Below are 18,147 nucleotides of genomic sequence, written 5' to 3'. Positions count from 1 at the left end.
CCGGCACTGCCCGATCCAAGATCATTCTTAGAATCTGGGCCATCCTTCGCCGAGCATCAGTGTTGTCTATTTTGCAACCGGTTGCAATATTTATTTGTGGCGACATTGCATATCTTTTGCCTGGGCCGTTTTAGGGGACCATGAAAACGAACGCATTGGTTGCGGGGTCTGAAAGCTAACGAGTGGCTCTTATTCGCTTCCGCTTCACTTCTAGAAAAGCCGTGGGCCTTTTTCTAGATTGGCCAAACAAACCTTTGGCGCAAAACACCGCAAACCTTGGGAAAAACCTCAAGGACGAATACTGCATGATGCCTGAATGGCCGTTATTCGATCCCTGCGCCAAGCCGTTTGGCCATGATTGCAATCAGGACCACGGAAAGAACAAGAAATACCGCACCGACGATCCAAGCCGTAGGAGTAGAGTAGAGCTCGGCAATCGCTCCCGCCAAAATCAGGCCCAAAGCTGCACCAAGCTGTTGTATCAGCGACCGTAAGGACAACATCGTGGATCTTTGGTGATCTTCCACACAATTATGCAAAACACTACTGGCAGGCGTTTCAGAAACACCAAGGGCAACAGAATATACAATGAAGACCAAAGCAAACCCGACGATATTTGCCTGCAGAGCCAATGCGATCTGAACAACCGCCATGCAAGCAAAAGCTGCAGCAAGTGTCATTGCGTGTTGTCGTTTGAAAAACCGACTGATGTGCGGCGACAACCACGCGCCAAAGGCGATTGAAAAGAAGTAGGTTGCAGTCAGGACACCGATGATTGTGTTGGCATAGCCTTCCTGCAGCATGGGCTTTGCATGGGTCGGCCAGATCACCTCGACGGGGTTGGTCGCCATCAGGTAGAACGCCAGTGCAGCCAGAAGTAGCGACAATGCCGGATGCTTCAGGGCAAGAAGACCTGCGTCTTTGATCACCAATGGAACAGTGGTGAACCCTTGTTTCAAGGCTTGGGGATTCAACTGGCGCGGTTTTTCCTCGATGAAATACAGAGTATAGACGAACACCCCAAGCATCACCGCCAAACTTGCTGCGTAAGACGCATCGTAGATACTGACGCCCAACCCAACCGCCACTGGACCCAAAAGATCGGGCAACACGCCCCCTAACACTGCGCCAATCGCCAGACCCATTGCATTGGCCCAATGTGCTTTTGCGAGGGCGGGCTGAACATCAACATTTGGCGCAGCGGCTTTGAAGGTTTCAACAAACCACGCGTCGAGCGTACCCGACCTTAGAGCCCGCCCAAACCCGATGAAGGCAAATGACAACGCGAGAACATAGAAATCGCTTGTCGAAAGAAAGAGTGCGAGCGAGATCACGCTCGCGACGACCGCTGCCAGAAAAACCGGCTTGCGTCCGATATTGTCCGCCAATCCGCCAAATGGCAGTTCCATCGCCATGGTCGTGAGTGAATAGACCCCAAAAAGCAGCGAAATCTGGAAGATATCCATGCCGCGATCGGTCAAGGCCAGTGCAACAACCGCTACCGTCAAGCCCATCGCGAAACGATCGAGAAATTGGTGAACCTGAAACACCCGGATATGCCGTCTCGCTGGACCGCTCAGCGCTGCGATGGAAAACTCAAGTTCGGTTGCCATGGTCGCACCTTCGGCTTTGCTGGCAACTTGTGCAAGACCTCAGAAAGTGTTTGCCAGAAGGCGAAATTCCCGCGTGTCTCGTTAATGTCGCGACCGTACGTCTTCAAATCATGATCCGCAATCGCTGCAACCTCAAGGTTCTGCGGTGGACTACTTCGAGCTTGACGATTTATTCGACGCTAATCATTTGCGGGGGACGATGCGGGGCCGCAAAACAAATCAGCGGCCAGATCTCAGCCGTTAGATGTGGCAATGCGACGACCATGTTCCAAAGCTTCGGACGCTTGATGGATTTGTACTGTATGGGCCGATATATTCTTGTCTGGATATCAATCACAGGCCCGAGCTCATCCTCATACCTTTTGAAGAACCCATCACGGGTCCAGAAAACGCGCTTCATTTCTAGACGTTAGGTTGGATTGGCGCCCGATCTCACGACAACCGTAGAACCCGCTGATTTAGCAGGTTTGACATATGCTGCGTGTTTTGAAACATTTCTGCCATTCGCAGAGGAGATTCTAACAATGGACCAGCAAACTCTCTGATACAGCCGCGCACTGACCCGGAATGTCAGAATGCGCAATGTAACGCTCCTGCGGAGGACTCTGACAATGGACATACGACGCTAACCCCTCGTGGGTGTTTTCGGTCGTGCATCTGCACGATTTCAGCTTCTTTTTGTCATGAGGTGCAACATGCCCTTCAAACCACCAAAAACCACCTTCGGGCGGACCCTTCCTGCCGGGGAGGAGTCCCCAAAATCCGCCAAAAGTTTCAAAGCCAAATCTAAACCACCGCGCGACATGCGAATAAAGCCCCAACCGCGCGCGGCCAAACGAATGGATATCCCTAGCAAGGCAAGGGGGCGTTAAAAACAGCAGCGGGGCGTGTCATGCGCCCCGCATATGCGATAGGGACGGTCAACTGACAAGCACATGTGCGCGAGAAAGCGGCGGCGACATGTTTGTTTTGCGGATACAAATGAAGTCGCGCGTAATGAAGATTATGGTAAATGCTCAGAAACCCTTCATCTGTATTTCGAAGGCGACTGTAATCTGGTCGTACTGACCCGCAAATTACCAATCTTCTCTTTCAAAATAGCTGTCGGAACAGCCGCAAGGAACCGTGTCACCACCCCCATCTCTTGCCTGTCGACCAGAAAAACCGGTTTCAATCGAGTGGTCGGTTGGGGTGCAACATTGGGTGAAAGCAAGGGAACCACGACACGTGTGTTCGGGTCGGTCAGCAAGTCGGTCTGGGTACCCAGAAGCATCCCTTCACCCGAAAGAATGGTTGATATACGTAACTGAGAAGTTATAGCGCACGCCCCTTACCCGAATTCAATACCTAGGAAACATGCGCATGACATATGAAGGTCACCACTCAAAACAGTGCGCTGTCAGGCGTCGCGCTCCATGATCCACTCGACCTCGGGGGCCGGAACAAAGCGCCATTTGCGCAGGGGCCCGGCCATGACATTCAGGTAATACATCTCAAACCCGTAAGGCGCGCCGCAGGGGTGGTGCCCGCGCGGAACCAGCACAACATCTCCGTCCGAAACCGCCATGGTCTCATCCAGCTGCCGATCATCGGTATAGACGCGCTGAATGCCAAACCCATCTGCCGGGCTCAGACGATGGTAATAGGTTTCCTCAAGATAGGTGATCCGGGGGAAATCATCCTCATCATGGCGATGGCTGGGATAGGACGACCAATGGCCCGCAGGCGTGAACACCTCGGTCACCAGCAGGCTGTCACAAAGGTCGGCATCCTCCATCGCGATATTGTTGATATAGCGCGTGTTGTTGCCCTTACCGCGTTCGGTCAGGGTGATGCCCTCGGGGCCGATCCGGCGCGGCCCATGCCCGCCCTTGCCCGGAGCGGCACAGACGGCGATGACGCAATCGGTCACCGCCTCGGCGCGCCAATCGCAACCGTTGGGTAGATAGAGACAATGGGGCGCGGTCTTTTCGAACACATCCATACGATCGCCCAGCTCACCCCAGTCCTGCCCGGCCCCGGTCAGCCGCGCCTTGCCTTCAACCATGACCAGGATCACTTCGGTTTCGCCCGCCACTTCGGTGGCAATGTCTCCGGCCTTTAGGTGATAGAGACCAAACCCGACATAGCGCCACCCGGCAGAGCTGGGTGTGATATCATGCACCTTGCCGCGTTTTCCAAACGGTTTTCTTAACAGATCTGCCATATCGCCCCCAAGCTCTTGCGCCTCAGCTGCCGCCTTTCAGCCCTTGCGCCGCCTTGCCCGCAGCGCGCATAGATCCGGCAAAAACAGTGACATCGATATTGGTGGCCATAACCGTGGCTCCGGCCGCAATACAAGACGCCTGCATCCCGGGGTCCAGTGTCAAAATACCCGCAGCCTTACCGGCAGCGACGGATTTACGCATCACATCCAGAATGGCCGCGTTGACCTCGGGCGCATCAGGGCGACCGGAAAAGCCCATATCCGCTGCCAGATCCGCCGGGCCCACAAAAACGCCATCCACACCGTCCACTTTCAAGATCTCGTCCAGAGCCTCCAGCCCCTTGCGGTTTTCGACCTGCACCAACAGGCAAATCTCGTCCCGCGCGGTCGAAATGTAATCGGGTATGCCGCCAAATTGCGAGGCACGTCCAAGCGAGGCCCCGACCCCGCGAATGCCTTCGGGCGGGTAGGTCACCGCCCGCACCAACTCGCGCGCCTGCTCGGCGCTTTCGACCATCGGAATCAGCAGGGTCTGCACCCCGATATCCAGCATCTGCTTGATGATCCAGGCCTCTCCGATCGGCGGGCGCACAACCGGATGGCAGGCATGGGCCGCCAGCACCTGCAATTGCGCCACGGTTGATCGCAGGTCATTCGGCGAATGTTCATTATCGACCACAACCCAGTCAAACCCCGCCGAGGCGCTGATTTCCGCGATATAGGGATCGGCCAGGCCCAACCAGCAGCCGACCTGCAATTCGCCCCGCATCAGCGCGGCTTTGAACGGATTATGTGGGGCGGGCATTTGTACCTCATTCAAACGTGATACCGATTTGGCCAAACGGGCCGAAATCGGCGTGGATCTCTGTGCCCGGCGGGCATTCGACAGGGCGGATGAAGCTGCCCGACAGGATAACCTGCCCCGGTGCGATGCTCTGCCCGTATTGAGTCATACGTTGCGCCAGCCAAACGACACTTTCAACCGGATCGTTCAAAACCCCTGCCCCCAGTCCGGTCTCTTCGATCTGCCCATTGCGGAAGGTCATCGCCCCGACCCAGCGCAAATCATGGGCATCCACCGCGTGGCGCTGTGGGCCCAGCACGATCCCGGCATTGGCCGCATTGTCGCTGATCGTGTCAAAGGCCGAGCGCGTCTGGCCAGATTCCGGGTCACGGCGCAGGATACGTGTGTCGAGGATCTCTAGCGCAGGCGCGACATAATCGGTTGCGGCCAGCACCTGATCGCGGGTCACATCCACACCGCTCAGCGGCGCTTTCATGACAAAGGCGATCTCGGCCTCGATCCTTGGCTGAATGAACCGGCCTTTGGGCACCTGTGCGCCAGATTCAAACAGCATATCGTCAAACAAGATCCCACTATCGGGGATGTCGATATTCAACGCATATTGCATTGCTTTCGAGGTCAACCCGATCTTCCACCCGATCACGCGGCGCCCCTGCGCCAGCTTGGCATGATAAAGCGCGTTCTGAATCGCATAGGCATCATCCATGCCCATCTCGGGATGGCGCAGGCTAAGCAATCCGATCTGCTGCCCGCTCCGTTCGGCCTGCAACAGATCTTCGGCTGCACGGGCGTGGTCTTCGGGCGTCATGGTGCCTCATCCTCGACCGTATTGCGCAACGTGCCGATCCCCTCGACCGACACCTCGACCACATCGCCGGGGGTCAGAAAGCGGGGCGGATCAAACCGCGCGCCCGCGCCGGTGGGCGTGCCGGTGACGATGATATCGCCCGGCTGCAAGGTCATGAACGTCGAGATATATTCGATTTGCCGCCGGATCGGAAAGATCATGCGGTTCAGGCTGTCGTCCTGTCGCAGCTCTCCATTCACGCGGGTCTGGATTCGCGCCTCATCCAGCTGCGCCGCATCGGTGAACGGCACCAGCCAGGGCCCCATCGCGCCCGAGCGATCCCAGTTCTTGCCCTGGGTGACGTTGAACTTGGCATGACGCACCCAGTCGCGGATCGTGCCTTCGTTGCACAAGGTCAGTGCCGCGATATGGTCATAGGCCTGCGCCTGAGGAATCCTGCGCCCCCCCTCGCCGATCACGATGGCCACTTCGCCCTCATAATCCAGCTTATGGCTTTCCGGCGGACGGATCAGCGGCCTGTCATGGCCGGTAAACCCGCTGGCAAAACGCGGGAACAAGGACATGTTGTCCGGCTGCGCGGTGCCGTCCTTGTATTCGGCATTCCGGTCCGGGAAATTGACCCCGACACATAGAATGCGCGAGGCATTGGGCAAGACCATCTCATAGGTGAAGTCAGTATGCGAAACCAGCCGCTCCTCAGCCGCCTTGGTAAGTGCAGGCAACCCCCCTGCCCTGACCGAATCCAGCAGCGTCGGCCAGTGCGGGCACACCGGATCCAGCGCAATCATCCCCTGATCAGTGACGGCCCCATAATGGGTCTGATCGCCCACGGAATAGGTGGCGAATTTCATGTCAACGACCTCCAGACGTCTGCGATCACCTTGGGCGCCATCATCACCTGTTCGCGCGTCGTGTCGAACTGCCCGACCGAGAACCGGATCACCTTGCGCCCCTCGAACATGCCTTGGGTCAGATAGATCCGCCCGTCGTCATTCAGCGCATCCACCAGTTCTTGTTGCATCGCATCGTCTCCGGGGCAGCGGAAGGAAAACAGGCTCAGGATCGGTTCGGTGACAATTTCGAACCCGTCCAGAGCGCGGATCGCCTCACAGGCCTCGCCAGCCCAAGTAATGTGATTGCGAATACGGGCGCGCAAGCCTTCCAGCCCATAAGCGCGGATCAGGAACCAGATCTTCAGTGCACGAAACCGGCGACCCAGCGGAATGGTCCATTCCGAATAATTGGTCACCTCGGACCCGCTTGTCTTCAGATATTCCGGCTCGATCTTGAGCGTGTTCAGCTGCGGCTGCGGATCGCGCAGGAACTGGACCGAGCAATCAAACTGCGCGCCCAGCCATTTGTGCGGGTTAAAGACAATACTGTCATAGCCTTCGACGCCATCCCAGAAATCCTGGCGAAACTCGGGGCAGATCATCGCGGATCCCGCCCAAGCCGCATCCAGATGGGTATAAAGGTCTTCGTGTTGTGCAACGACCAGCACGTCGCCCAAACGGTCACTGGCCCCAACCCCGGTGCCGCCGGTGGCCGCGATGATCCCGGCAGGGATATGACCTGCGTCGTGATCCTTGGTGATCGCCGCCTGCAACGCACCAACATCCATCCCGTGACGCGGCCCCTGTGTTGGGATCTTGATCAGGTTTTCCTGCCCGATCCCGGCCACCCAACAGGCTCGATCAATCGATGAATGCACCTGATCCGAGCAATAGATGCGCAACGCGCCCTTGCCGTTCAGCCCGTCGCGATTGCCGGTAAAGCCGGTGGCCCGCTCGCGCATGGTCAGAACCGCAGACAAAGTGGCCGAGGACGCGCTGTCCTGGATCACACCGGTATACCCCTCGGTCAGGTCCAGCGCTTGCCGCAACCAGTCGATCATCACCTGCTCCATCTCGGTCGCAGCCGGAGAGGTCTGCCACAACATGCATTGCGCTGCGATCGTGGTCACCAGCATCTCGGCCAGCATTGATGGTGGGGCTGCATTGGCCGGGAAATAGGCAAAGAACCTGGGGTGCTGCCAATGGGTTATAGCGGGCATGACGATCCGCTCGAAATCACCCATGATCTGCTCCATTTCTTCGGCGACCTCGGGCGGGTGGCCCGGCAATTGCGCTGCAATCTCACCCGGCGCGGTCTGCGCCCGCACGGGACGGTCGGGCAGAGATTTGTGATACTCCGCCGCCCAATCCGCGATCTTCTTGCCCCAGTCGCTGAAATCCTCCCAGTCCATAGACCCCCCTTATGGTGCGATGATCGGTGTAGCGTTGAGATCAGGCTCTCGCACATCCGTGCCCACAAATCTTGTGCCATGTTCGAACCAGCTGCGCGGCGCAGGCGCCCCCCACAAGGTCTGACGCTGCGGGTCCTTCAGATCCCATTTCAACGGTTCATGATCGGGATCGACCGTCTGGTAATCCGAGCTGTAGATTTCAATCCGATGCCCGTCCGGGTCAAGGATATAGAGGAAAAACGCGTTCGAAATGCCATGCCGCCCCGGCCCGCGCTCGATATTGCTGACATAGCCAGTGGTCGACATCACATCGAGCAAGTCGATGATGTGCAACGGGTTGGCCACCCAAAAGGCCACATGGTGCATCCGAGGGCCCGTCCCGTTGGTGAAGGCCATATCATGCACCCCACCTTTGCGATGCAGCCACGCGGCCCAAAGCCGCTTACTCTCCTCGTCTTCGGTATATTCGGTGACCCGGAACCCCATCTCACTGTAAAAGGCGACGCTGTCATCCACGTTGGGGCTGAAACAGTTGAAATGATCGATCCGCAACGGGCGCACCCCGTGATAGCGGGCATAATCCTGATGGATCGGCGTCAGGCGGTCCATCTTGTGGTAAAACTCCAGCGGAATGCCAAACAGGTCCGAGGTCAGCAGCGTCCGCCCCTGATGCGGGCGCTCGATCCACTCTGTAGGGCGCCCCTTTGCCTGAAACCACGCCTCAGCTCTGTCCAGATCCTGTTCATCAAAGACCTTGAACCCCATCACCTCGACCGTGCCGGGCTGATCGGATTTCTGAAGGATCACGCTGTGATGCCCACGCTCTTCCAACGCGCGCAGATAGATATGGCTGTCGCTTTCTTCAGACACCTGCAAGCCAAACAGATCGACGTAAAAAGCGCGCGATGCGGCCAGATCGCTGACATTCAGGCACACATGGCTCAGACGGATGGTGTTGAAATCCGGGTATTGATTCGGAGCGGGTACGGGCATGTCAAACTCCTGAGCTGACAATCGGCATGAGGTCTAAACCCCCAGCCGGGTGATCTTGTGTTGACCGGTGGCAAAGCCGATATGTTTCTGTTCCATGTAAAACTCGAACGACCAATCCCCGCCATCGCGCCCGATGCCGCTGGATTTGACGCCACCAAACGGGGTTGGCAAATGGCGCACATTCTCCGAGTTCACCCAGATCATCCCGGCCTCAAGCCGGTCGGTAAAGCGCAGCGCGCGGGTCAGGTCATTGGTCCAGACATAGCCGGTCAGGCCGTAAGGCGTGTCATTGGCCAGTTGCAACGCTTCGTCCTCGGTCGAAAACGGGATCGCGGTCAGCACCGGGCCAAAGATCTCTTCCCGGGCAATGCGCATGTCATTGGTCGCGTTGGTGAACAAGGTGGGCCGCACGAAAAACCCTTCATCGCCAACGGTCTCGCCCCCGGCGGCAATGGTTGCGCCATCCTGTTTCGCAATGTCGAAATAGGCGGTGACCTTGTTGAAATGCTCTTCAGAGATCAAAGGCCCAATTTCCGTCTTCGGGTCCAGCGGATGGCCGACGCGGATGGCGTTGACCCTCTCGATTAACCTGGCCTCAAACTCGGCCCGGATCGAGTCTTGTACGAGCAGCCGGGATGAAGACGTGCAGCGCTCGCCATTGATCGAATAGATCATGAAGATCACCGCATCCAGCGCCCGGTCCAGATCAGCATCGTCAAACACAATGACCGGGTTCTTGCCCCCCAACTCCAGATGATTGCGCTTGAGCGTGTCCGCCCCCTGTTTGGTGATCAGGCTGCCTGTGCGGCTTTCACCGACAAAGGCGATGGCGCGGATTTTGGGATGTTCGCACAGCGCTTTGCCTGCCTCTTCACCAAACCCGTTTACCGTGTTCAGCACGCCCTTGGGCAACCCGGCCTCTTCGGCGATTTCGACCAGAAGTCGCGCGGTCAATGGGCTGGCCTCAGCCGGTTTGTGAACCACGGTACAACCCGCCGCCAGCGCAGGCGCGATTTTCCAGGTGGACAGCATAAAGGGCGTGTTCCAAGGCGTGATCACCCCAACCGGTCCGATGGGGACGCGGGTGGTGATGTTCATCAAGGTGGGTGATTTCAGATGCTGCCCATCGCGGGCCTGCACAACCTGATCGGCGAAATACCGGAAATTCTCGGCCCCGCGCAGCGCCGCCTTGGACATGAACTTGAACGCCTGCCCGGTGTCCCAGCATTCGCACAAGGCAATCTCTTCCGCGCGGGCCTCAATCGCCTCGGCCACGCGGATCAGGATGGCGCGGCGTTCTTTGGCGGGCATGTCGCGCCACCCTGCAAACGCGTCCGCTGCTGCCAGCGCCGCGGCGTCAATATCCTCAGGCCCTCCTCGCGCTGCCTTACAGATAAGGCTTTTGTCCACCGGCGAAATCGTGTCGAACACACCGCCCGATCCGGGCCGATCTTCACCCGCAATGCGGTTCTGAATCCCGCCCTCACGAAACCGCGCCAGCAACACTTCAAGCTTTTTGATATTCTCGTCGCGTGTGGTCATGTGCCTACTCCAGATGATCCCGGATCGTGCCGCATTTCGGCGAATACCGGGCATCAATGTCGCGCAGTTCAGCAGACAAGGCCACCGGGCGTTTGGCCATCACCGGGCCCAGAAAATCCTGTGCCGCCTCAAAGATCTGGGTCACCACGTCCTGCTTGACCGCATTCGGGCGCCCTTCGCGGATACGCACACTGATATCGACAAACCCATGCTTTGGATCCCCATCCGCAATGGCATAGTGATCAACCCGCACAGCCCGCACCCGAAGACCAGGCATCGGCAACGCCTCGATCTGCACAGCCCGCTGCCGGATCGCCTCGCACAGGGCCGACATGTCAACGATCCTTTCAAGGTTCCCTGAATACTCGATCTGAATATGCGGCATGGCGTTCAGCTTTTATTTTACATGTTAACTAATGACAGTCATACCCAAACTTGCAGAGTCGAGTCAATCGATTTATTTAACATGTGATGTAATCACGGTGCCTCATGACCAAACCCGCCCCCTCTCATCAACGCACTTCCCTGCCCCCGTCCCGCAAGTCTTTGCCCGTGTCGCTGATCCTGGCGCGCGAGGCGGTCATGGCTCCTATCCGCAAAATGCTGCTCAAGGCTGGCATCACCGAGCAGCAATGGCGGGTTCTGCGGGTGCTCAGCGAAAGCGGGCCGATGGATGCGGGCAATCTTGCCAAACGCGCAGGTCTGATGTCGCCCAGCCTGACGCGGATCGTTCAATCCATGCAAAGCAGTGGCTACGTCCAGCGCGAAACCGACGCCGATGACCGGCGACGCCACCATATCGCGATCACCTCGCAGGGTCAGGCAATCATCGACACGCATCTCAGCGAAGCGATTGAGATCGCAGAGCACTATCGCACGCTCTTGGGTGACAAAGATCACGACAAGCTGCTGACCCTGCTGCAAAAACTGGCCGACAAGCTACAGGATCAGGTCAGGCCCTAGATCCGGTTGTCACCGATCGTGTCGATCAGCGGTTGCAGATGCGTCTCATAGCGCCGCCACTTCTCTTTTGAGCTGCGATACAAAGGCTGGCGCACCTGTTGCACGCTGGCTGTGCGCACGCGACGTTTGCCGGAATGAAAGCTCAGACAATCGTCGGCCCAGTCCAGCCCGCAATACTCCAACATCCCGCGCGTGACGGTTTCAATGTCATCCACCAGCTCTTCGTAGCGGATAGAATAGAACGCGTCACTTGGCAGAACATCCTGCCAATGGGACATGATCCGCGCGTAGTTGTTGTAGTACCGCCCCAGCTCGACCAGGTCATAACTGTGCTGTTGGCTGCGTTCGAACAGACGGGTGTAACAGGACAGGCAGATGTCCAGCGGATCGCGGCTGATATGAATGATCTTCGCATTTGGTATCAGCGCATGGATCAGCCCGATCATCTGGAAATTGGCAGGCATCTTGTCGACAACACGGGGCGCGTCGCCACCCACAGCGGTCAAAACATCCACAAAATCCTCGGCCCGGCGCGTCAATTGATCCGCAGACATGGTGCGGATTGCAGCGGCCACATTTGCCTGACCCGCGCCAACCGAGCCAAACAGCGCCTGTAGATCGTTCAACTCACCCGCGCCAAACACGTCGGGATGCGAATCCAGAATAGACTCGGTCAGAGTGGTGCCCGACCGTGGCATTCCCACCACAAAGATCGGTTTGGCGCTGGCAATGGCGTTCTGCCGCAACTGCGCAATCCGGTCGGCGTCGAAGGTTGAAATCAGATCGTCAAACATCCGATCCGTCGCATCCGCATCATAAGACACCAGGCCCCGCTTGATCCGGGCGCCCTGCTGGAACTGTGCAAAAGCGTCGTCATAGTGCCCCAGCTTGTCATAGCATTCGCCCAAGGCGTAGTGGAATGCAGCCGCCTTGGGGCGTACCATCTTGTCAACATCGGGCAGTGCCGCCTGAAGCGCCTGAAAAGACGGGCTATCTTCGGTGATTTTGCCCAACCGAACCAAGGCAATATGCGCGCTCAGCGCATCGTCAGGGGATTGAGCCGCCGTTTCGAAATAGTCGCGCGCTGTGTCGAAATCTCCCTGCTCGACGGCCAGATGACCCAGCGCCAGACGGCTTGCCATCAGCTTGGGCTTTTGCGCAATCGCCTTGTTGTAAAGGGCCGTGGCGGCCTCGACATCGCCCAGATGCGCCTTGACCAGCCCTGCCTGATGACAGGCCGCAGCGTAGTCGGGCTCAAGCCGCAGGGCTTGCTCTGCTTCGATCAGCGCCAGCTTGGGGTGGTTCTTCTCAAACAGGACCTGAGACAAGCCGACATAGGTTTCCGGCTTACGATCATCCAAAACAAGCGCGTGTCGAAACGCCTGTTCGGCACGATCCAGATCATTCTCCATCACGCAAATCCGGCCCAGATTGCGCTGAAATTCGGCATCCTTAGCAAAGCGCGCACCCTGCCCTTCTGCAAAGCTTCGCGCCTCTGTAATCCGCTCGGCCTCGATCAGAACCGAAATCAGGTTGTTGGAGGTCTCGGCCGAGCCCGGATTGACCCGCAGCGCTGCGCGGTACTGCGTGATTGCCGTGTCGCGATCCCCTTGATCCCGCGCAATACTGCCCAGATTGTTCAGCGCCCGGTCGAAATCGGGCGACACGGCAATCGCACGCTCTTGCGCGGTTTTGGCCTGATCAAGAAGCTCCAGATCGTAGTAGACGAGCCCCAAATTGGACTGCGCCGCCGCGTTCCCCGGCTCCAGATGTACCGCGCGCTCACCAACCGCCCGAGCCTGGTCCAACCGACCGGCCTGGCGCAGCACTTCAGTGAAATTGGCCAGGAAATGCGCATTATCTGGCTGTATTTTCACAGCTGTTTCCAATTGCGAAACAGCTGGATCAACCTGCCCGGCTTGAAACGCCACGAGCCCCAAAAGATGGTGTGCCTGCGCATGTTTCGGCACAAGTTTGACAATCTCGGAAAACAACGCCGCCGCCTGCTGCAAACGGCCAGCCTGATAGTGCGAGACCCCAAGCTCAAACGCCTGTTGAATCGAAAGCTGTTTTTGTTGCGTCATCGCCCTGCCTCTGGATCGCCGACGTTATTCAAGGATCTAGGCCAGCCCGCTCTCGTAGCCCAAACACCAAAGCGCGTCCATCCTTTGCCACTCCGATAGGTGCGATCTAACCCCAGCATATGTGTGTTCTTTATGCCATACTACAAAATCTTCGAAAGTTTTACGCAAAGGCCATATTTGCGCCCACCTTGAGCACTACGCTAACGGATCAGTAAACGTATAAGTGAATTTCGGGGTTAATCTTGATATGAAGGGTTGCGCAGCTACAAACACGCCGTCGCGTGGTGGGCGAGTGGTGAAGTGGAAGGGGCAGATCGCAAGCGTCGCACCTTCAGTGTTCCTGGCAAGCGTATCGGTTGCGGCATTGTCGGCTGGTATCGCAGCGGCCCAGGTAATCTCGGCTCCGCAGACCACACAGGAAGTGGTTGTTGTCGACAACGACATCACGATCACGCCGACCGGAGCAATCAACCTGACCACAACAAGCGGTCCGTCGCTTTTTGTCGTTCCCGATTATGGCAGCACCCTCACAAACAATGGCACGATTTCCGGCCCATCGGCCGGGGGTAGTGTTGGGGTGGGTGCGTTCTTTGACGGGCAAATCCTGACCAGCGGCCAGATCATTAACAATGGCACCATTGACATCAACGCAATGGGCTCCGGCGTTTCTGCGGGCGGTTTGGTGTTCGACGACGGTGTCGAAGGCGCGGTAACCAATACCGGCACGATCACGGCTATTGCCGACAGCGCCGGTGGTGGCGCGAACGCCGCAGGCCTTTTCTTTGATGACGGCGCCGAATCCACCGCCACGATCCGAAATGACGGCATCATCACCGCCCAGGCCGACAGCGACGGCTCCAGCTTTGCAGGTGCGTTCGGGTTTTCGTTCTTTGATGACGTCGATACATCCGTTGTCAACACCGGCACCATCACCACGCTTGCTCGCGATGCCAGCTCGGTCACGGCCATGGGCCTGTTTTTTGCCACGGATGTGAATGGCAACCTCAGCAATAGCGGATCCATCACGGCAACCGCCAACCAAGGCACCAGCGCCCAAGCCATAGGTGTACGCGTCAACAATGATATTAACGGCAACCTGACCAACAGCGGCACCATCAGCGCAACCGGCAACGGTTTCAGCAGCGCAACAGGCTGGGGCTATCACATCATCGGTGATCTGAACGGCAACCTGACCAACAGCGGAACGCTCCAGGGCATCGCCAACTCCACTGGCGCCTCAGCCGACGGTGCAGGCGTCTATATCCAGGGCGACACGACGGGCAATATCACCAACACCGGAACCGTGATCGGCAATGCCCAGGGCAGCACATCCGCAACGGCGGCAGGCCTCTACCTGTCCGGCGATTTGAATGGCAGCTTCAACAACTCGGGCACAATCTCCACTTCGGCAAACGCGACCGACGGGGACGCTGAGGCAAACGGCCTTTTCGTGTCTGGCGCGACAACCGGAAACGTTACAAACAGCGGCTCGATCTCTGTGAGCGCAAAGGGAGACGCTTCGGCGACCGGATACGGGATCGATCTGTCGGGTGGTCTGACCGGAAACCTCAACAACTCGGGCACAATCTCTGTTTTTGCGGATTCAGTGGCAGAAGAAGCCGAGGCATACGGCCTTTCCGTCTCAGGCGGTACGACCGGCAGCGTGAAAAACTCGGGTGATATCACCGCAATCGCACGCGGTGAGACCGAAGCGACTGCTGCCGGTCTTTACCTCCTTGGCGGCGTCGGTGGAAATATTTCGAACTCGGGCTCAATAACTGTCGAATCTGTCGATATGACGAGTTCAGCCGAAGCCTTTGGCATCTACAGCAGCGGTGGCGGCACGACCGCAGGCGACGTGACCAACTCTGGCACGATCAGCGTCACTGCGCGCAGCCCATCTTCGGCAAGCGTCGAAGCGCAGGGTATTGCGATCAAGAACATCCTGAGTGGATCCCTGTCGAATACCGGCTCAATCACGGCGATCGGTACCTCAGCCGGCAATAGGGCCGTGGTGCAGGGCATCTACCTCGATGAAGACACAAGCGCGGCAATCCGCAACAGCGGCTCGATTGTTGCGCGGGCCAATGCCAGCACGAATGGCTCGGCGCAGGGCATCCAGCTTGAAAGCGCCTATGGAGGTACACTGAGAAACTCGGGCTCGATCACGGCCTCGGCCGTATCCGCCGGAAATGGGCCGTCAGATAAGGTCAGCGCCGCGGGCATCTGGGTCGAGGATATGCAGGGCAGTTTTGCCAATACCGGCGTTATCTCGGCCAGCGCTTCGGGTGCCGAAACCTCGCAAGCCTTTGGTTTGTATTTCGAAAACTTCGACGGGGTGATCACCCGGATGGGCCAGATCTCGGCCAGTTCGGACACCGGAGATGCCTATGCCATCTTCTTAGGCACAGGTACCGGCACGCTGAACATTGTCACCACCGATCAGGTCAATGGGCTGATCCGGGTGCAGGATCACAACGTCAATCTGGATGCAGTCAGCGGTGGCGCAGTGTTCCGCTTTGAAGACGCAGCCCCGAGCAGTGGCGCCTTTGTGACCACTGTCTCGGACGACCGGTTCGCCTGGTTCATCGAAGATGAAGGTGGCACTGATCCGATCTATGCCAGCGTCGATGCGGTTGACCTGCTGGCCCAGGCCAACCTGACAGCCTATTATGGTGAGTTGATCGGCCGTTCGGCAGATACGCTCAGCTTTGAGCCCGAGGCGCAAGTGACTCGCAACGCTGCGGGCGGTATCTCACGCTTTTCGATCGGTGGGTTCCGTCCCTTTGCCCTGATCGAAGGGGAATCGCGCGAGTTCGAGAATGTTCCGGGCAGCGACACAGATGTTACCGTCTTCAACGGCAGCGCCGGGTATTCCGGCCATCTGGAAAACGGTTTGGCCCTTTCGGCCGGGATCGGCGTTTTCCGCTCTGACGGGGATACCAGCAATATCGATTTCGACACGGACGGATTTTACGTCAACGCTGCTGTCGGGCGTCAGTTCGGCGCCTATCAGGTCGAGGCGGGCCTTGGATACGCGTGGCTGTCCACCGACCGCACGCGTCAGATCAGCGGCAGCAGCGATGCCCAGGCCGATTTCGACAGCACCTTGTGGACCGTCCATCTGGGCGCTCAGCGTGCCTTTGACGTCAGTGACAATTTTGGTCTGCTAGGCTTTGGAGAGGTGCGCTATAGCAACCAGGACGATGACAGCTATACCGAAACCGATTCACTGGCCAACGTCACGGTTGGCGACAGTACGACCGAGGTTGTCGAAGCACGGTTGGGTATCGAGATCGACAAGGTTCTCAACAGCGGTGGCACAATCTATGGCCAGCTGAGCGGAGTGGTGCGCGAAAACCTTGATGACACCAGCGCAGCGGTGACACTCTTCTCGACGACCCAGACCCTGTCTTTTGCCGCAAATGACTTTAGCGGTGGCAGCATCGAAATCGGCTATGAGCACGAGTTCTTCGACAATATGCGGTTCGAGGCCAATGCCGAACAAGAGTTTGGATCTGATGCACAAGGACCGAACTTTCTTGCCGGGCTGCGCTGGTCTTTCTAACCCTTTCAAGCCTTGAGTCCTTCGATCCGGGCCAGAGCAATCCGTGTTCTGGTCCGATCAGAACCCACAGCTAGGACCACCAGCCGAGCTTTGTTCACTGCCCCCAACTGAAGATCCGGCGCTTGGCACTCGGCCTGCCGCAGGTTCTACACCGGTTTAAGGGTGCTCAGTTTTTCATACGCGCGGTCCAAGACAGGTCACGCCGCACGGCTCTAATTGCAAGTACGCCATTTCAAGTTTCCGGCCCTTGGCAATCGAAGTAATATCTCGCGTTTTACTTCCATAGTTAAACACATAACTCAGTTGCCCGTTATCGCGGATTCGCAGGTCCTCGGGCAGATCGATCCATTTGATCTTTGCCAGATCAAGCGCTCGACGCACTTGTTTGTCTTGCATTTTTTCGTCCCCGCGCCCGGCGACATAAATCACTTTGCCTTTCTGCAAAACAGCCGGCCCACCTGTTTCCAGCCGTTCTATCACGTCAACACTTTCTCCTGGCACAATGTCCTCATGCCAACCGGCAAAGGCCTCCCGGAAGGCAAGCTCGAACAGATCAGCTCCAGCGAGATCAAGGGCTGCCGTTGTCATGTTCCGACACCGTCCCCTTCCTCTCGCAGGAGCCGCCGAATGGCGGCCTCCGGTTCCCGGTTCCGACGCGCTGCGGCGATCAGCTACCACAGATCCTGGCGATGCGGAATGATGGCACGATGGAGGTTGTCGACATCGCGCCGATCATCATCCGTCCAGATGACGCCGCCGCGCTTGGCCGATTTCGCGAGCTGATTGAGGTTGGTGTGGCTCCCCTGAACCTGGCGCAGATGCTGCTGCTAGAGATCCACATGGGCCGGGTCGGGACCGAGATATCCGATCAGCCGATAGACCAGTCGCTGGATAATTTGGTTGCGGCTCATGGCCCCGAGCGCACCCAAAGCCGCCTCCAAACGCTCCAGCGCATCCACGGCAGACGTACGGAAAAGACAATGGTATCGGTGGGCTTACGCAATGCATACCTTAGATTGTATTTTAGGCTTGAAACACAACTAGCTTATCCTGTCATCCACTCCAAGAGGAAACCGGGGTTGATTTTAGAAATCCGCATTTTTTCAAATTGCCCTCGGAACCGTTTTGCTCTTGGAGGCAATCTCCACGCCGGGAAAAGTATCCCGCCCCTTTTTTTCCTGCCAGCAGGCATGGGTGCCGGTCGACCGGCGCAGGGCAATCATGCTCGGATCTGGTGCAAACTTTTAACTGTTGACGCTCTTAGGTGCTTCGAGTGATTGAATATCGAAATATGGAAGTTGAACGTTTGTTTTTATGATC

15 protein-coding genes are annotated in these 18,147 nt (G+C 57.7%); 3 read left to right on the top strand and 12 right to left on the bottom strand.

Translation table 11 applies throughout. The features are described 5' to 3' along the window. Positions 1–323: 323 nt before the first annotated feature. The 10 genes from GOW40_RS17350 to GOW40_RS17305 all read right to left on the bottom strand — a co-directional run bounded on the left by GOW40_RS17350 (position 324) and on the right by GOW40_RS17305 (position 10,597). Positions 324–1,613 carry an MFS transporter gene (locus tag GOW40_RS17350; protein ID WP_171133206.1) on the bottom strand — a complete coding sequence of 430 codons (1,290 nt, stop codon included), beginning with the start codon at positions 1,611–1,613 and terminating at the stop codon, positions 324–326. 1,027 nt (positions 1,614–2,640) lie between these two features. Further along, complete coding sequence (locus tag GOW40_RS17345; RefSeq protein WP_254444491.1) at positions 2,641–2,886, bottom strand: CcdB family protein; 246 nt, start codon at positions 2,884–2,886, stop codon at positions 2,641–2,643. Positions 2,887–3,012: 126 nt separating this feature from the next. Beyond that, positions 3,013–3,819 carry a 5-deoxy-glucuronate isomerase gene (gene iolB / locus GOW40_RS17340; RefSeq protein ID WP_171133207.1) on the bottom strand — a complete coding sequence of 269 codons (807 nt, stop codon included), beginning with the start codon at positions 3,817–3,819 and terminating at the stop codon, positions 3,013–3,015. A gap of 22 nt (positions 3,820–3,841) precedes the next feature. Next, complete coding sequence (locus GOW40_RS17335; RefSeq protein ID WP_171133208.1) at positions 3,842–4,624, bottom strand: aldolase/citrate lyase family protein; 783 nt, start codon at positions 4,622–4,624, stop codon at positions 3,842–3,844. A gap of 7 nt (positions 4,625–4,631) precedes the next feature. After that, on the bottom strand, positions 4,632–5,432 hold the full coding sequence (hpaH, locus tag GOW40_RS17330; protein WP_171133209.1) for a 2-oxo-hept-4-ene-1,7-dioate hydratase: 801 nt from the start codon (positions 5,430–5,432) through the stop codon (positions 4,632–4,634). Further along, entirely contained in the window at positions 5,429–6,283 is an 855-nt protein-coding gene (locus tag GOW40_RS17325; protein WP_171133210.1) for a fumarylacetoacetate hydrolase family protein, read from the bottom strand. Before GOW40_RS17325 ends, hpaH begins: the two co-directional genes overlap by 4 nt. Continuing rightward, positions 6,280–7,677 carry a pyridoxal-dependent decarboxylase gene (locus tag GOW40_RS17320; protein WP_171231104.1) on the bottom strand — a complete coding sequence of 466 codons (1,398 nt, stop codon included), beginning with the start codon at positions 7,675–7,677 and terminating at the stop codon, positions 6,280–6,282. The genes GOW40_RS17325 and GOW40_RS17320 overlap by 4 nt, the downstream gene beginning before the upstream one ends. A gap of 9 nt (positions 7,678–7,686) precedes the next feature. Next, the gene (hpaD, locus tag GOW40_RS17315) at positions 7,687–8,670 is read right to left on the bottom strand and encodes a 3,4-dihydroxyphenylacetate 2,3-dioxygenase (RefSeq protein ID WP_171133212.1); all 984 of its coding nucleotides are present in this window, start codon (positions 8,668–8,670) and stop codon (positions 7,687–7,689) included. Between the two features lie 33 nt (positions 8,671–8,703). Next, positions 8,704–10,212, bottom strand: a complete 1,509-nt coding sequence (gene hpaE, locus GOW40_RS17310) for a 5-carboxymethyl-2-hydroxymuconate semialdehyde dehydrogenase (RefSeq protein WP_171133213.1) — start codon at positions 10,210–10,212, stop codon at positions 8,704–8,706. Between the two features lie 4 nt (positions 10,213–10,216). Then, positions 10,217–10,597, bottom strand: coding sequence for a 5-carboxymethyl-2-hydroxymuconate isomerase (locus tag GOW40_RS17305; protein ID WP_171133214.1), 381 nt, complete (start codon positions 10,595–10,597; stop codon positions 10,217–10,219). A 104-nt stretch (positions 10,598–10,701) separates the two neighbouring features. On the opposite strand from GOW40_RS17305, the gene GOW40_RS17300 reads away from it, so the two are divergent. Continuing rightward, positions 10,702–11,175, top strand: a complete 474-nt coding sequence (locus GOW40_RS17300) for a MarR family transcriptional regulator (RefSeq protein ID WP_171231103.1) — start codon at positions 10,702–10,704, stop codon at positions 11,173–11,175. On the opposite strand, the gene GOW40_RS17295 is transcribed toward GOW40_RS17300, so the two are convergent. Then, on the bottom strand, positions 11,172–13,259 hold the full coding sequence (locus GOW40_RS17295) for a tetratricopeptide repeat-containing sulfotransferase family protein (RefSeq protein ID WP_171133216.1): 2,088 nt from the start codon (positions 13,257–13,259) through the stop codon (positions 11,172–11,174). The two genes, GOW40_RS17300 and GOW40_RS17295, sit on opposite strands and share 4 nt — an antisense overlap. Positions 13,260–13,551: 292 nt before the next feature. On the opposite strand from GOW40_RS17295, the gene GOW40_RS22480 reads away from it, so the two are divergent. Further along, complete coding sequence (locus GOW40_RS22480) at positions 13,552–16,827, top strand: autotransporter outer membrane beta-barrel domain-containing protein (protein WP_171133217.1); 3,276 nt, start codon at positions 13,552–13,554, stop codon at positions 16,825–16,827. A 174-nt stretch (positions 16,828–17,001) separates the two neighbouring features. Here the strand turns inward: GOW40_RS22480 and GOW40_RS17285 are convergent, their stop codons facing one another. Continuing rightward, complete coding sequence (locus tag GOW40_RS17285; RefSeq protein ID WP_171133218.1) at positions 17,002–17,415, bottom strand: hypothetical protein; 414 nt, start codon at positions 17,413–17,415, stop codon at positions 17,002–17,004. Positions 17,416–17,534: 119 nt separating this feature from the next. Here GOW40_RS17285 and GOW40_RS17280 point away from each other — a divergent pair, with 119 nt between their 5' ends. Further along, positions 17,535–18,104, top strand: coding sequence for a hypothetical protein (locus GOW40_RS17280; RefSeq protein WP_171133219.1), 570 nt, complete (start codon positions 17,535–17,537; stop codon positions 18,102–18,104). The last annotated feature ends 43 nt before the right edge of the window (positions 18,105–18,147 follow it).

Origin of the sequence: Ruegeria sp. HKCCA6707, from assembly GCF_013033515.1 — a bacterium.
In the GTDB taxonomy this organism is placed as follows: Bacteria; Pseudomonadota; Alphaproteobacteria; order Rhodobacterales; family Rhodobacteraceae; genus Ruegeria.
This window is presented reverse-complemented; position numbering and strand designations above follow the sequence as displayed.